The sequence below is a fragment of the Streptomyces sp. NPDC054863 genome, from assembly GCF_053610825.1.
Window position 1 is genome coordinate 1 of the sequence record NZ_JBSGZD010000006.1, and the last position, 14,160, is coordinate 14,160.

At 71.7% G+C, this 14,160-nt stretch carries 13 protein-coding genes; 7 read left to right on the forward strand and 6 right to left on the reverse strand.

Going from position 1 to position 14,160, the window contains the following annotated elements:
- Positions 1-64: 64 nt before the first annotated feature.
- Positions 65-1,144, reverse strand: coding sequence for a LacI family DNA-binding transcriptional regulator (locus ACWGIG_RS02395; RefSeq protein ID WP_453319608.1), 1,080 nt, complete (start codon positions 1,142-1,144; stop codon positions 65-67).
- Positions 1,145-1,331: 187 nt separating this feature from the next.
- Between ACWGIG_RS02395 and ACWGIG_RS02400 the strand changes: the two genes are divergently transcribed.
- The 4 genes from ACWGIG_RS02400 (at position 1,332) to ACWGIG_RS02415 (ending at position 6,179) form a co-directional block, all read left to right on the forward strand.
- Positions 1,332-2,687 (forward strand): ABC transporter substrate-binding protein, encoded by a 1,356-nt coding sequence (locus ACWGIG_RS02400; protein ID WP_453319609.1) that lies wholly within the window; start codon positions 1,332-1,334, stop codon positions 2,685-2,687.
- Between the two features lie 67 nt (positions 2,688-2,754).
- Entirely contained in the window at positions 2,755-3,789 is a 1,035-nt protein-coding gene (locus tag ACWGIG_RS02405) for a carbohydrate ABC transporter permease (RefSeq protein WP_453319610.1), read from the forward strand.
- Positions 3,786-4,694 (forward strand): carbohydrate ABC transporter permease, encoded by a 909-nt coding sequence (locus ACWGIG_RS02410; protein ID WP_453319611.1) that lies wholly within the window; start codon positions 3,786-3,788, stop codon positions 4,692-4,694. Before ACWGIG_RS02405 ends, ACWGIG_RS02410 begins: the two co-directional genes overlap by 4 nt.
- Positions 4,695-4,757: 63 nt before the next feature.
- Positions 4,758-6,179: a GH1 family beta-glucosidase gene (locus ACWGIG_RS02415; RefSeq protein ID WP_453319612.1), complete on the forward strand. Its 1,422-nt coding sequence runs from the start codon at positions 4,758-4,760 to the stop codon at positions 6,177-6,179.
- Between the two features lie 122 nt (positions 6,180-6,301).
- Here ACWGIG_RS02415 and ACWGIG_RS02420 read toward each other — a convergent pair whose 3' ends face one another.
- On the reverse strand, positions 6,302-7,165 hold the full coding sequence (locus tag ACWGIG_RS02420; protein WP_453319613.1) for a hypothetical protein: 864 nt from the start codon (positions 7,163-7,165) through the stop codon (positions 6,302-6,304).
- 150 nt (positions 7,166-7,315) lie between these two features.
- Here ACWGIG_RS02420 and ACWGIG_RS02425 point away from each other — a divergent pair, with 150 nt between their 5' ends.
- Positions 7,316-7,753, forward strand: a complete 438-nt coding sequence (locus ACWGIG_RS02425; protein ID WP_453319614.1) for an SRPBCC family protein — start codon at positions 7,316-7,318, stop codon at positions 7,751-7,753.
- 188 nt (positions 7,754-7,941) lie between these two features.
- Here the strand turns inward: ACWGIG_RS02425 and ACWGIG_RS02430 are convergent, their stop codons facing one another.
- Positions 7,942-9,336 carry an ATP-binding protein gene (locus tag ACWGIG_RS02430; RefSeq protein ID WP_453319615.1) on the reverse strand — a complete coding sequence of 465 codons (1,395 nt, stop codon included), beginning with the start codon at positions 9,334-9,336 and terminating at the stop codon, positions 7,942-7,944.
- Positions 9,333-10,031, reverse strand: a complete 699-nt coding sequence (locus tag ACWGIG_RS02435; protein ID WP_453319616.1) for a response regulator transcription factor — start codon at positions 10,029-10,031, stop codon at positions 9,333-9,335. The genes ACWGIG_RS02430 and ACWGIG_RS02435 overlap by 4 nt, the downstream gene beginning before the upstream one ends.
- A 78-nt stretch (positions 10,032-10,109) precedes the next feature.
- On the opposite strand from ACWGIG_RS02435, the gene ACWGIG_RS02440 reads away from it, so the two are divergent.
- The gene (locus tag ACWGIG_RS02440) at positions 10,110-10,661 is read left to right on the forward strand and encodes a hypothetical protein (RefSeq protein WP_453319617.1); all 552 of its coding nucleotides are present in this window, start codon (positions 10,110-10,112) and stop codon (positions 10,659-10,661) included.
- A 34-nt stretch (positions 10,662-10,695) separates the two neighbouring features.
- Here ACWGIG_RS02440 and ACWGIG_RS02445 read toward each other — a convergent pair whose 3' ends face one another.
- Positions 10,696-11,484: a spermidine synthase gene (locus tag ACWGIG_RS02445; RefSeq protein ID WP_453319672.1), complete on the reverse strand. Its 789-nt coding sequence runs from the start codon at positions 11,482-11,484 to the stop codon at positions 10,696-10,698.
- 188 nt (positions 11,485-11,672) lie between these two features.
- Positions 11,673-12,191, reverse strand: a complete 519-nt coding sequence (locus ACWGIG_RS02450; protein ID WP_453319673.1) for a hypothetical protein — start codon at positions 12,189-12,191, stop codon at positions 11,673-11,675.
- 539 nt (positions 12,192-12,730) lie between these two features.
- Between ACWGIG_RS02450 and ACWGIG_RS02455 the strand changes: the two genes are divergently transcribed.
- Positions 12,731-14,146, forward strand: a complete 1,416-nt coding sequence (locus ACWGIG_RS02455) for a hypothetical protein (RefSeq protein ID WP_453319618.1) — start codon at positions 12,731-12,733, stop codon at positions 14,144-14,146.
- Positions 14,147-14,160: the final 14 nt, after the last annotated feature.

Below are 14,160 nucleotides of genomic sequence, written 5' to 3' on the forward strand. Positions count from 1 at the left end.
CCCCCGGGCGTGATCTGCCTCACTGCCGCCCGGTGCCGCCCGCCTCCCCGTCACGTACGCACGGCTACGACGACGACCTCGGCACCAGTTGCGTGGGGAGCATCAGCTGTGGCTGGGGCGGGCGCGGGGCGCCCACCGGGAGGGCGGGGCGGGCGATTTCGGCGAGGAGGGTCTGCGCCATCACGCGGCCCATCTCCTCGATGGGCTGGCGGACGCTGGTGAGCGGCGGGTCCATGTGGCGGGCGATGGAGGAGTCGTCGAAGCCGACCAGGGCGATGTCCTCGGGGACCCGGACACCGCGGGCCCGCAGCACCTGGCGGGCGCCGGAGGCCATGACGTCGGAGGCCACGAACACCGCGTCGGGGGCGGGGACCCGGGTGAGGAGGGTTTCCATGGCGGCCCGGCCGCTCTCCTCGGTGAAGTCCCCGGGGACGACGAGGGACTCGTCGAGGGGCAGGCCCGCTTCGGCGAGGCCGTCGCGGTAGCCGGTCAGTCGGCACTGGGCGCCGTAGATGTCCAGCCGGCCCGTGATGGCGGCTATCCGGCGCCGGCCGCGCGCGGCGAGGTGGGCGACGGCCTGGCGGGCGCCGGAGACGTTGTCGGCGTCCACCCACGGGAGGGGCTCGTCGGCGGAGCGCCGGCCGCTGATGACGGCGGGGATGCCCAGCTCGGTCAGCAGGTCGGGGAGCGGGTCGTCGGCGCTCAGGGAGACGACGAGGACGCCGTCCACGCGGTGTCCCGCCAGGTAGTTCGCGAGCCTGCCGCGCTCGCGGTCGTTGCCGACGATGGTCAGCAGGAGCTGCATCTCGGTGTCGGCGAGGGCGGCGCCGACACCGCGCAGGATGTCCGAGAAGTACGGCTCGACGAAGAAGCGGTGCTCGGCCTCGGGGACGACGAGGGCTATCGCGTCCGTGCGGTTGGCTGCCAGTGCGCGGGCCGCCCGGTTGGGCACGTAGCCGAGTTCGGCGACCGCTGCTTCGACGGCGGCTCTGGTGCGTTCGCTGACTCTGGGCGAGCCGTTGACCACCCGGGACACCGTGCCCCGGCCGACGCCGGCGCGTGCGGCCACTTCTTCGAGGGTGGGGCGGCCCGCGCCGCGTCCGCCGCGGGTGACCCTCGGGCCACCCGTTTCCCGTATCGCCATTGAATCGACCCCTCCCAGCACGTCCACGCGTCCGTACGCACGCTTCATTGCATTCGTACACACGCTTATGACGCCAAGTCTCGCCGTCCGGTGCCTTGACACCCGCGCGGGGAGCCACGAACCTTCAACACATCACACATGGGAGCGCTCCCACCGTACCTGACCCATCGGGCTTCAGGAGGACGCTATGCAGATCACCGCTGTGCGCAGGACAAGCTCCAGGTCCCGTTCCAGGACCGCCATCACCCTCTCCACGACCGCCGCTCTGCTGGGCGGCGTGCTGCTCTCCGGCTGTGCGTCGGACGACTCGCCGTCCGGCAGCAGCACGGGCAGCGCCGCCGGGCAGAAGGGGAGGACCGTGCTGCGGATCGGTGTCTTCGGGGCCTTCGGCATGAAGGAGGCCGGGCTCTTCGACGCGTACATGAAGGCCCACCCGGAGATCTCCATCGAGCAGAACTCGATCGAGCGCAACGAGAACTACTACCCGCAGCTGCTGAATCACCTGACCAGCGGCAGCGGCCTGTCCGACATCCAGGCGGTCGAGGTGAACAACATCGCCGAGATCACGGCCACCCAGTCCGCCAGGCTGATGGACCTGGGGAAGGTCGCAGGGGTACGGAAGGAAGCGTTCCTGCCGTGGAAGTGGGCGCAGGGGACGGCCCAGGACGGCAAGACGGTCGGGCTCGGCACGGACGTCGGCCCGATGGGCATCTGCTACCGGAAGGACCTCTTCCAGAAGGCCGGGCTGCCCACCGACCGCGAGGCGGTCGGGAAGCTGTGGGCCGGGGACTGGAAGAAGTACCTGGAGGTCGGCAAGCAGTACAAGGCGAAGGCGCCCGAAGGGACGAAGTTCCTGGACTCGGCGTCCGGGCTGCTGGCCGCGGTGATGGGCGGCAACGAGAAGCGGTTCTACGACACCGACGGGAAGGTCGTCTACAAGTCGAACCCGGCGGTGAAGGAGGCCTGGGACATCGCGGCCGAGTCGGCGACGGCCGGGCTGACCGCCAAGCACCAGCAGTTCCAGAAGGGCTGGGACCAGGGCTTCGCCAACGGCCAGTTCGCCACCGTGTCCTGCCCGCCGTGGATGCTCGGCTACATCCAGGACAAGGCGGGTGCCGCGGGGAAGGGCAAGTGGGACGTGGCCGCCGCGCCGAAGCCCTCCAACTGGGGCGGTGCGTTCCTGACCGTCCCCGAGGCCGGGAAGAACAAGGCCGAGGCCGCGAAGCTGGCGGCCTGGCTGACCGCCCCCGAGCAGCAGGCGACGCTGTTCGCGAAGCGCGGCAGCTTCCCGAGCGCCCAGACGGCGTACGCGGACCCGGTCGTCTCCGGGGCGAAGCACCCGTACTTCGCGGGCGCCCCCATCGGGCAGATCTTCTCGCAGGCCGCGAAGGGGGTGCCGGTGCAGATCCTCGGCCCGAAGGACCTCGTCATCAACACCAACATGGCGGACATCGGCATGCTTCAGGTCGACCAGAAGGGCCGCTCGCCCGAGGATGGCTGGAACGCAGCGGTGAAGGCGATCGACAACGCCCTGGACCAGTGAGCGGAATCGGCCACGGCGGCGGGAACGGTGACGGGATCGGTGACGGGGTCGGGAGCGGTGACGGCTGATGAGCAGTGTGAGCAGTGAGTCCGTGCCCGCCCCGCCCCCCGCCCCCGGCGAGGAGGCCGGGGGCGGGGCCCTGCGGACCGGAGAGCGGAAGCCGGCCCGTGCGGTGTCCAAGTGGCGCAGCCGCCGCTACCGCTGGGACATGAGGTTCAGTCCTTACGCGTACGTGGCGCCGTTCTTCCTCTTCTTCCTCGCCTTCGGGCTCTTCCCGCTCCTCTACACCGGCTGGGCGTCCCTCCACCAGGTGGAGCTGACCGCGCCGACCGACATGAGCTGGGTGGGCCTGCGGAACTTCAGCCGGCTGATGAGCGACGAGTTCTTCTGGAACGCGCTCCGCAACACCGTCACCATCGGCGTCCTCGCCACCGTCCCGCAGCTCGTGATCGCCCTGGGCATCGCGCATCTGCTCAACTTCAAGCTGCGCGGTTCCGCCTTCTTCCGGGTCGCCGTCCTCACCCCGTACGCCACGTCGGTGGCGGCGGCGACCCTCGTCTTCGTGCTCCTCTTCGGACGCGACTACGGAATGATCAACTGGGCGCTCGGTCTGGTCGGCATCGACTCCGTCGACTGGCAGAACGGCACCTGGACCTCGCAGCTCGCCGTCTCCACCATCGTCATCTGGCGCTGGACCGGCTACAACGCGCTGATCTACCTGGCGGCCATGCAGGCCATCCCGCACGACCTGTACGAGTCGGCGGAGCTGGACGGGGCGTCCCGCTGGCAGCAGTTCCGGCACGTCACGATCCCGTCGCTGCGGCCGACGATCCTCTTCACGGTGATCGTCTCGACGATCGGCGCGACCCAGCTGTTCGGCGAGCCGATGCTCTTCAGCGGGAGCGCGGGCGCGACGGGCGGCTCGGAGCACCAGTTCCAGACGCTGGGGCTCTACCTGTACGAACAGGGGTGGGTGAACCTGCACCTGGGGCGGGCGTCCGCCATCGCCTGGACGATGTTCCTGATCCTGCTGCTGATCGGGCTGGTCAACTGGCTGATCTCGCGGCGGCTGCTCAAGAGCGAGGAGGGCCCCCGGTCATGAGCACGACGACGGCACAGGACGTACGGAAGCCGGAGCGGGAGGTGCGCGGACCGGGGCGCGCCCGAGGGGTCCGGCGGGCCGGACGGCAGCGGCACGGCGGGAGGATCACCTACGCGATCCTGATCGTCTTCACGGTCGGCTCGCTCTTCCCGCTGGTGTGGACGGCGATCGCCGCGTCCCGCGACAACACCCGGCTGGCGCAGACCCCGCCGCCCTTCTGGTTCGGCGGGAACCTCTTCAAGAACCTGGGCATCGCGTGGACCGACGCCAACATGGGGACGGCGCTGCTCAACACGACGGTGGTGGCGGGGACGGTGGCCGCGGGCACGGTCCTCTTCTCGACCTTCGCCGGGTTCGCCTTCGCCAAGCTGCGGTTCCGGCTCAAGAGCCTGCTGCTCCTGCTGGTCATCGGGACGATGATGGTGCCGCCGCAGCTCAGCGTCGTACCGCTCTACATGATGGTCGCGAAGCTGCAGTGGACCGATCAGCTCCAGTCCGTCATCCTGCCGACGCTGGTGGGCGCCTTCGGTGTCTTCTTCATGCGGCAGTACCTGATCGAGGCGCTGCCGACCGAGCTGATCGAGGCCGCCAGGGTGGACGGGGCGAGCAGCATCCGGGTGATGTGGCACATCGTCTTCCCGGCGGCGCGGCCCGCGATGGCGGTCCTCGGCATGCTGACCTTCGTCATGGCGTGGAACGACTTCTTCTGGCCGATCATCGCCCTCACCCAGAACGGCAGCCCGACCGTGCAGGTCGCACTGACCGGGCTCGGCCGCGGCTACATCCCCGACCAGGCGGTGATCATGGCGGGCGCCTTCCTGGGCACGCTGCCGCTGCTGATCGCCTTCGTCGCCTTCGGCAAGCAGATCGTCGGCGGAATCATGCAGGGCGCGGTCAAGGGCTGAGCCGGCCCCCTCCATTTCCAGTGATGCTTCATCACTTCTCTTATCCACTACGGGAGTTGACGCATGCCTTCTGCGAGCTTTCCGCCTGCCCGCTTTCCGGGTGACTTCCTCTGGGGCTCCGCGACCGCCGCCTACCAGGTCGAGGGTGCGGTGCGCGAGGACGGCCGCACGCCGTCCATCTGGGACACCTTCAGCCACACCCCGGGGCGTACCGAGAACGGCGACACGGGGGACGTGGCCTGCGACCACTACCACCGCAGGGCCGCGGACGTGGCGCTGATGGCGGACCTGAACCTGACCGCGTACCGCTTCTCCGTCTCCTGGCCGCGCGTCCAGCCGACCGGCCGCGGCCCGGCGGTCCAGCGCGGCCTGGACTTCTACCGCGGCCTGGTCGACGACCTCCTCGACCACGGCATCACCCCCTCCCTGACCCTCTACCACTGGGACCTCCCCCAGGAGCTGGAGGACGCGGGCGGCTGGCCCGCCCGGGACACCGCCTACCGGTTCGCCGAGTACGCGGGGCTGGTCGCGGAGGTCCTCGGCGACCGCGTCGAGCTGTGGACCACCCTCAACGAGCCCTGGTGCAGCGCCTTTCTGGGGTACGGCTCGGGGGTGCACGCCCCGGGCAGGACCGACCCGGTCGCCGCCCTGCGCGCCGCCCACCACCTCAACCTCGCACACGGGCTCGGTACGCAGGCACTGCGGGCGGCGCTCCCGGCCAGGGCCCGTACCGGCATCAGTCTCAACCCCAGCGCGGTGCGCCCGCTGGACCCGTCGTCGGCGGCCGACGTGGACGCGGCCCGCCGGATCGACGCGCTCGCCAACCGGATCTTCAGCGGTCCGCTGCTCCAAGGGGCCTACCCCACAGACCTGTTGGCGGACACGGCCGCGCTCACCGACTGGTCGTTCGTCGAGCCGGGCGACGAGGCCACCGCCCACCAGCGCCTCGACATGCTGGGCATCAACTACTACACCCCGGCGGTGGTGTCGCACGCGCCGGACGCGGACGCCCCGCGCTCGGACGGCCACGGCTCCAGCGACCACTCCCCCTGGCCGGCCGCCGGAACCGTCGCCTTCCACCAACCGCCGGGCGGGCGTACGGAGATGGGCTGGTCGATCGACCCCTCCGGCCTCTACGAGCTCCTCGTCCGGTACGGGCGCGAGGCTCCGGGCGTCCCTCTCTACGTCACCGAGAACGGCGCCGCGTACGACGACAAGCCGGGCGCGGACGGCACGGTCCACGACCCCGAGCGGATCGCCTACCTGCATGCCCATCTGGCCGCTGTCCAGCGGGCGTTGGAGGTCGGCGCGGACGTGCGCGGCTATTTCCTGTGGTCGCTCATGGACAACTTCGAGTGGGCGTACGGCTACGGCAAGCGCTTCGGCGCGGTGCATGTGGACTTCACGACGCAGGCACGGACGCCGAAGTCGAGTGCGCGGTGGTACGCGGAGGTGGCGAGGACCGGGGCACTGCCGGACCTCTGAGCGGGGTGCCCCCTGGCGGTGGCCGGCGACCGTGCCCACCGGCACCGGTCACCGGCCGTGCTCACCGGCACTGCTGGTCGGCACTGCTGGTCGGCACTGCTCACCAGGTCTGCTTGCCGGTCCTACTGTCCGGTCCTGGCCGCCTTGCCCGTCATGTCGGCGGTCTCGGCGGCCGGGGGTGCCTTGACGTCGACCTTCGTACCGAAGTCGGAGAGTTCAAGGACCGTCCGCACGGTGACCTTCTTCGGGGTGCTGGAGTCGGCGCCCGTGCCCTTGGGTGCGCTGATCGTCATGTCGGTCTGCTGGCGGCGGATGCGGTTGTCCTCGTCGAGCCAGACGTCCATCGGGAGGGTCGGGCCGATCTGCTTCTTCAGCTGTTCGCCGTTGGCCAGCTTGGCGACGTCGACGTTGACGCGGTAGTGGGTGGTGTCGGTGTCGCCGATCTCCTCGGTGCCGAGCTTGCGGACGTCCTTGTCGGTGACGCCCTTCGCGAAGGCGGCCGTCTCGGCGGGGTTGCCCGCAGGACCGCTGCCGCTGCCGCCCTGCTGCTGTCCGGCCTTCTGCAGGTCGATCCTGATCCACGGCTTCTTGCCCGGCACTCCGGAGCGCTGGGACGCCGGGACCTTCTGGTAGAGGACCTGGTCGACGACGCGCTGTTCGACCTTCTCGCCCCCGACCCCCAGGGTCATGTCGCTGTTGCCGCCGACGAGGTCGACGACGCCCCGGCCGTCGACCGCCACGGACTTGCCCTCGGCGGTGGTCTGGACGCGCAGCACCATGCGGGCGGTCTTCTCGTCGTTGGTCTTCTGGTAGGCGGCGCGTACGGCGGGGGCTTCCTCGCCGCCGGAGGACTTGGCAGCGGCGGGCGACGACTTGCCGGGGCCCGCGTCGGGTTCGCCGCTGCCGCAGGCGGTCAGGGTCGTCACCATCGTCGTCATCGTGAGGACTGCGGCGCCGGCGACGGCCCGGTGTCGTAGGCGGAACATGTGAATCCCTCCCTTGTGGCCCCCCTGCGGCGGCCGGTAGGGACTCCGAGTGCCCGGCGAAGTGCGGATTACGCGGGTAATCGGGCGAGGGGAATCGGGTAGGCGCCACCGTGACACCGGAACACACCCGTCCCAAGGAGGATCCGCAGAATGTCGTCTTCGATCGTCGAGACCATTGACGTCAATGCCCCCGTGGCGGACAGCTGGGCGCTGTGGAGCGATGTCACGCTGTGGCCCACCTTCCTGTCGCACGTCGAGCGGGTGGACCCGATCGACGCCAACACCTTCTCCTGGTGGCTGCGGCTGCCGGGCGCGGACAAGGCGTTCACCGCCGAACTGACGGAGGTGGTGGCGGAGGACCGCATCGCGTGGCGGACGACGGCGGGCGTGCAGCACGCGGGCGTGGTCACCTTCCACCGGCTGAGCGACACGACGAGCCGGGTCGCGCTGCAGATCGAGTACGCACCGCACGGGTTCGTCGAGCACCTGGGGGCGCTCACCAACCTGGACAAGACCCTGGCCAACTACGACCTGGGCCAGTTCAAGAGGGTGGTCGAAGAACACGCCACCCACCACCTCACCTCCTGAGAAGCCCTCCTGGGGCTTCCCGGCTCGCGCCGGTGGGGCGGGCGTCCCGGGCTGCGCCCGGTGCGCGGCTGCGCCGCTTCGTCCTCGCACACCGGACGGGCGGAGGTGCGTACCTCGAACGCCGCACGGGCGGAGGTGCGTACCTCACACGCGGACGGGCCGAGGTGCGTACCTCACACGCGGACGGGCTAAAGTGCCGCCCGCCGCCTCCGCGCCACCCTGTGCCCCCTCCTCCCCGTCCGCACCGTGCGCCCCCCGTGCAGCGCCAGCCAGATGCGGATTTCGGTTCCGCCGAGTACCGAGTGGCCGATGCGGACGTCGCCGCCCGTGGATTCGGCGACGCGGCGCACGATGTCCAGGCCCAGGCCTGTCGATCCCGCCCGCTCCCCGCTGTTGCCACGGGCGAGCGCCGCCTCCGGGTCGGCGATGCCCGGTCCTGCGTCCGAGACCAGGACGATCACCGCGTCCTCCCCGTTGTGCACGTCCAGGGAGAAGGGGGTGCCTTCCGGCGTGTGCCGGAAGACGTTGCCGAGCAGTGCGTCCAGTGCCGCCGCGAATTCGGGGCGGCCCACCGGTATGCGGACCGGCCGGTCCACGCCCGCGAGGCGGACCTCGCGGCCCTCGTCCTCCGCCAGCGCCGACCAGAATTCCATGCGTGCGCGTACGACCTCGGAGGCGTCGCAGCCCGCCCCTGGGCCCGGGACGGGCTGGGTCTGCGGGCGTTGTTCCCGTGCCGTACGGATGATCGTGTCGACCTCGCGTTCCAACTGCTCGACGGCCGCCCGCGTCTGGTCGGCGGCCGGTCCTTCCCCGAGCGAGGCGGCGTTGAGGCGCAGGACCGTGAGGGGGGTGCGCAGGCGGTGCGAGAGGTCGGCGGCCAGTTCGCGTTCGTTGGCGAGGAGTTGGACCACCTGATCGGCCATCGAGTTGAAGGCGACGGCTGCTGACTTCAGTTCGGTGGGGCCCTCCTCGGGGACCCGCGCCCCCAGCTTGCCCTCGCCCAGGTCCTGGGCCGCGCCCGCCAGTCGCTGGGCCGGCTGGACCATGCGTACGCCCAACCGGTCCGCGACCGCGACCGAGCCGACGATCAGGGCGAGCCCGACCCCCGCCAGGACGAGCCACGCCGTCGCGACGCCGTTGCTGACGTCCTCCTCCGGGACGAAGACCTCGACGATGGCGATGTCACCGCTCGCGAGGGCCGTCGGCTGAAGCAGGACGGAGCCGCCCGGGGCCTTCGCCGTGTACGCGCGGCCGATCCGCCGGGTCGCCTCGACGTCCTCGACCGACGCCCTGCGGATGCCGATCTCCTGCGCCTGCCCTGCGGCCCCTGGCCCGTCGGAAGCGGGGACGTGGATCGCCATCCAGCCCTTGCTGCCGGGTTCGGTGATCGCCATCGCACGCGTCAGCTGCTCGCGGTCGGTGGTGATGGAGAGGGTGGGGCCGATGGAGGCCGCCTGGCGTTCCGCGCCGGAGAACGCCCGGTCCCCCGCCATTTCCCGGATGACCAGACCGAGCGGCACCGCGAAGGCCACCACGACCATCGCCGTGACGGCCAGGCAGACCTTGACGAGGGCCCACCTCATGCGGGCGGCGCGGGGGGTTCGAGTTTCACTCCGACACCCCGAAGGGTGTGCAGATAGCGGGGGTTGGCTGCGGTTTCACCCAATTTGCGGCGGAGCCACGACAGATGCACATCAATAGTCTGGTCGTCGCCGTAGCTCTGCTGCCAGACCTCTGCAAGGAGTTCCTTGCGCGGTACGACGACTCCGGGCCGCCCCGCGAGGAAGGTCAGCAGGTCGAACTCGCGCCGGGTGAGGTCGAGTCGGGCCCCGTCCAGCTCCGCCTGCCTGCGCAGCGGGTCGATGGCGAGCCCGCCCACGCTGATGACCCGCGACGGCGGCTCCACGCCCGCCGAGGCACGTGAGCGGCGCAGCACCGCGGCCATCCTGGCCGACAGGTGTTCCACCGAGAAAGGTTTCGTCAGGTAGTCGTCGGCGCCGTCGTTCAGCAGCCGTACGATCTCGGCCTCGTCGTCCCGCGCGGTCGCGATGATCACCGGTACGTCGGTGATTCCGCGCAGCATCTTGAGCGCTTCGGCCCCGTCCAGATCGGGCAGACCGAGGTCCAGGACGACCACGTCGAAGCGGAAATGAGCGACCTCGCGCAACGCCTCCAGTGCCGTCCCGACGCTCCGCACGGTGTGGGAGGCCTCGGTCAGGTGCCGGATGAGGGCGGAGCGTACGAACTGGTCGTCCTCGACCACGAGCACACTTGCCATGGAACGGCACCGTACGCCATACGGCGGACGCTCATCCCCGGGGGACAGCAGTGGGACGGGTGGTGCAGGATGGCCCGGATGCGACGAGGACTCATACATGCCGGGGCGTGGCTGCTGGCCACCGGTGCGGCGGTCACCTTTTCGTGGTGGGGCGTCCACACCGTGATGGCGGGCACGGCGTACGACCCGCCGCGCGCGCTGCCCATCCCCGGCTCGCCGCCGGAGCCGGGCCCCACCGCGCAGGCGTCCCGCCCGCAGTCCTCCTCGACGCACCGGCCCTCGCATGCGCAGACCCCGTCGCCGAAGAAGCCCTCGCCCCCGGGCCGAAGCCGCCGCTCCCCCTCCTCCGCGCCGCCCGCCACCGGGACCCGTCCGCCCGCCAAACCGCCCAGGTCCGCCCAGCCGTCCGGCGTCCCGAAGTCGGTCAACACGGAAGCGGGCCGGGTGGTCTTCTCGATGGGGAAGGACTCGGCGACCCTGGTGTCCGCGACGCCCGCATCGGGGTGGGCGATGCAGGTGTGGAAGGACCCGTCCTGGATCCGGGTGGAGTTCACGGCGGGCGGGTCCAAGCTGTCGGTCTTCTGCACCTGGTACCACCACGAACCGATGATCGAGATCATCAAGTCCTGATCCCCGCACCCTGTTCGCGGTTCCGCTCGGAGTGCTACTTGAAGACGGCGGCCGGCGGGCTCGGGGACGGCTGCGCGCTCGCGTCCGTGACCGGCGCCGCTCCCCCGGTGAAGTCCGCCAGGTCCCGCCCGTGCTCGACCCGTCCCGGGTGCGGGTCGGTCGCCACCCGGCGGGTCCAGTCGGCGATCGGGAGGGCCAGTTCCGAGCCGAGCAGCACCGCGTTCCCGAACCGCTTGCCGCGCAGTACGGCAGGGTCGGCGGCCAGTGCGAGGTGCGGGAAGACCGCGGCTGCGGTCGCGATCTGTCCGCGCAGGTGCGCGAGCGGCGGCCCGTCGGCGAGGTTCGCCGCGTAGTGCCCGCCGGGTTTCAGTACGCGCCGTACGTCGGCCAGGAATTCGGCGCTGGTGAGGTGTGCGGGGGTGCGGGCCCCGCTGAACACGTCCGCGATGATCAGGTCCGCCCAGCCGTCGGGGAGCTTGGCCAGGCCCTCGCGGGCGTCCGTGCCCCGCACTCGTACCCGGGCATTGGGGTCCAACGGCAGCTCCCTGCGCACCAGTTGGGCGAGCTGGGTGTCGATCTCGACGATCTGCTGCGTGGAGCGGGGGCGGGTGGCGGCGACGTACCGCGCCATCGTGAACGCGCCGCCGCCGAGGTGCAGGACCTGGAGGGGCGCTTTGGCCGGGGCGATCAGGTCGACGATGTGACCGAGCCTGCGCTGGTACGCGAAGTCGAGGTGCGCGGGGTCGTCGAGGTCGACGTGCGACTGGGGCGCGCCGTCGAGCAGGAGGGTCCAGCCGCGCGGGCGGTCCCGGTCGGGTATCAGTTCGGCGAGTCCGCCGTCGACCTTCTCGACGACGGACTCGGGGGCGCCGGTGCGCTCGCGCCGCCTGCCGCTGTGGGACCGGGCCGCCGACGTCGAGGCCGAAGCCTGGGATTTCTTTGCCACCCGGCCAGTATCGGCGTACGGGCGGACATCGGCGCACCGGCCGGTGCGGGACCTGCCTCCGCGCGTCAGCGGCAGCGGTCGGCCGCCTCGATCAGGCGGGCCGCCTCGCCGAGCGCCCTGCGCAGCACCGCCGGGTCGGTGACCGGGACGGTGTCGTCGGTGGGAGGCAGCAGCCAGCCCGTGCCGGTCACGGGGGGCTCGGGGACACGCGGGGCGGCAGGTGCCTCGACGTGCACGCAGGGAGCGGCGGGCGCGGAGGCGGCGGGTCCGTCGGCGCCGCCGCCCGTGCCCTGCCCCGGGATGTCGAAGGAGACCCCGCGCCCCAGCGTCTGCGTACAGGCACTGCCCGGCATGTCCCAGCCGTCGGCGGTGCCGGGCGGCACCAGGAAGCCGACCGTGTCGCACGGGCCGTCGTGCAGCACGGGCCCGACGGCGGACGGACCCGATCCGGCCGCGCCCGTACAGGCGGCGGCGGAGGCACGGCGCAGGATGTCGACGGCTTCCAGCCCCTGCCGGGCGGGGACGGTGACCAGATCGAGCGGCTCCGGACCCAGCAGCTCCGGACCCAGCAGCTCCGGACCCAGCGGCTCGGAGCCGGAGGAAGCGGCCGGGAAGGCGGACACCTCGGGCGCGGTGCTGCACTCGGCAGTGGGCCACTCCTGGGCGCTCGCGTGGGACGCGGGGGTGGTCGCGGGGGTGAATGCGGGGGGCGCGGGGGTGGATGCGGGGGTGGCGGTCACCGCGGGGGCGGTCGCCGGGGGGCCTGCGGCGGTCGCGGTCGCGGTCGTGCGTGGTGCGGACCCGGGCGTCCCGCAGACTCCTGCGGTTTCCGAAACGGCTTCCACGGTCTCCATGCCGGCCTCCAACAAGGGAACCCTCCTCGCTCGGGAGGGAGTCGCACCCCCTCCGTTCCCTGCTCAACGCGGAAACGGCGTCAACGGCTACGGCGGCTCGCCGCCGCAAAGGATGGCAGTTCATGGCAGATCGTGGGTGAGATATCCGGTTTGTAGGCAAACTCCGTGTGTCGATGTGGTGACAGCCGGTACGTTCATGCCCCGTCCGGGGTGCACGCATCCGCCCCGGCACAGCACCATCGCACCATCCGCCAGAGAGGGCACCGGCCATGGCGTCGTCATCAGCGAATCACCGGCCGTTCGATCCCAACCACGCCTTCCGGGCCCTGCGGGGACACCGCTCACCGGGGGAATTCGCGGCGGCGGTGCGCCGGGCCGCCCGCGAGATCGGCGAGCAGGTGGCGTGCGACGCCCGGTACATCGGACGGGTGGAGGCCGGCGAGATCCGCTGCCCCAACTATGCGTACGAACGGGTGTTCCTGCACATGTTCCCCGGTCTGACGCTGACCGATCTGGGCTTCACGGCCAGGGAGGCGGTACGCGGCCGGAGAGCGCTTCGTGGTGCGCACGCGCCGGCGCGTGCGCAGTCCGGTCCTGCCGGACCCGAACCACATGTTCCCCACAGCGACGAGGAGAGCGACGTGCTGCGTCGCGCGTTCATGACGAGCGGTTCCACCACGGTGGCGGTCGCTGCGACTCTCGGTCTCGGGTCCCTGGGGACCGCGTTCGCGAGTACGCCTGAGGGCCCGGCAGGCAGAGTCACCGGCACCCTCCCGGGCCGGCCGGGCGCGAACGACGCCGCCGCCCTGGAGGAGGCGGTGCGGCAGATCAGGCTGCTCGACGACCGGCACGGCGCCGACGCCCTCTACCGGCACGGGGGCAAGCCCCTGCGCACCGCCTACGCCCTGCTCGACGCGGGGACGGTCCGGCGCACGGTGTCGGACCGGCTGTACTCGGCGGCCGGTGAACTGGCCCTGACGGTGGGCTGGTTGGCGCACGACTCGGGCCGCTTCGACGAGGCCCGCTCGCACTACGCGGAGGCGCTGGCCACCTCGCGGGTCGCCGGGGACCAGGGGCTTGAGGCGCACGCGTTCTGCAACACGGCGTTCCTGGCCAGGGACGCGGGCCGCCCCCGCGAGGCGCTGCGGGCGGCGCAGGCCGGGCAGCGGGCGGCGGGCGGGCTCGGCTCGATGCGGCTGATGTCGCTGCTGACGCTGCGCGAGGCGGCCGGCTGGGCCGCGCTGGGCGATCGTACGGGCTGCATCGAGGCGCTCGTACGGGCCAAGTCGCTCTTCCAGTGCGGGCCTTGCGGGGAGGACCCGGAGTGGATGTCCTTCTTCGGGCCCGCCGAGCTGGCGGGTCTTGAGGCGCAGTGCTGGTCGGCGCTGGGCGACTGGCGGCGGGCGGCGTTGTACGCGCACCGGGCCGCCACCCTCCAGGACCCGCACTTCGCCCGCAACCTCGCGCTCTACCACGCCGAACTGGCCGACGACCTCGCCAGGGCGGGCGTGCCCGACGAGGCCGCGGCCGTCGGCCAGAAGGTGCTCGACCTGCTGGAACAGGTCCAGTCGTCGCGGGTGAGCGCATTGCTGGCCGGGACGATCCGGACGCTGCTGCCGCACCGGCGCTCCCCGAGCATCGGGGAGTTCCTGGAGCGGCACGCGGGCACGGCGCGGCGGGGGTGAGACCGGCTGCGGGG

What these genes read in the sequence shown, in the direction of transcription:
- ACWGIG_RS02395 (WP_453319608.1), bottom strand. Translation starts at nt 1,144, where the DNA reads ATGGCGATACGGGAAACGGGTGGCCCGAGGGTCACCCGCGGCGGACGC.
- ACWGIG_RS02400 (WP_453319609.1), top strand. Translation starts at nt 1,332, where the DNA reads ATGCAGATCACCGCTGTGCGCAGGACAAGCTCCAGGTCCCGTTCCAGG.
- ACWGIG_RS02405 (WP_453319610.1), top strand. Translation starts at nt 2,755, where the DNA reads ATGAGCAGTGTGAGCAGTGAGTCCGTGCCCGCCCCGCCCCCCGCCCCC.
- ACWGIG_RS02410 (WP_453319611.1), top strand. Translation starts at nt 3,786, where the DNA reads ATGAGCACGACGACGGCACAGGACGTACGGAAGCCGGAGCGGGAGGTG.
- ACWGIG_RS02415 (WP_453319612.1), top strand. Translation starts at nt 4,758, where the DNA reads ATGCCTTCTGCGAGCTTTCCGCCTGCCCGCTTTCCGGGTGACTTCCTC.
- ACWGIG_RS02420 (WP_453319613.1), bottom strand. Translation starts at nt 7,165, where the DNA reads ATGTTCCGCCTACGACACCGGGCCGTCGCCGGCGCCGCAGTCCTCACG.
- ACWGIG_RS02425 (WP_453319614.1), top strand. Translation starts at nt 7,316, where the DNA reads ATGTCGTCTTCGATCGTCGAGACCATTGACGTCAATGCCCCCGTGGCG.
- ACWGIG_RS02430 (WP_453319615.1), bottom strand. Translation starts at nt 9,336, where the DNA reads ATGAGGTGGGCCCTCGTCAAGGTCTGCCTGGCCGTCACGGCGATGGTC.
- ACWGIG_RS02435 (WP_453319616.1), bottom strand. Translation starts at nt 10,031, where the DNA reads ATGGCAAGTGTGCTCGTGGTCGAGGACGACCAGTTCGTACGCTCCGCC.
- ACWGIG_RS02440 (WP_453319617.1), top strand. Translation starts at nt 10,110, where the DNA reads ATGCGACGAGGACTCATACATGCCGGGGCGTGGCTGCTGGCCACCGGT.
- ACWGIG_RS02455 (WP_453319618.1), top strand. Translation starts at nt 12,731, where the DNA reads ATGGCGTCGTCATCAGCGAATCACCGGCCGTTCGATCCCAACCACGCC.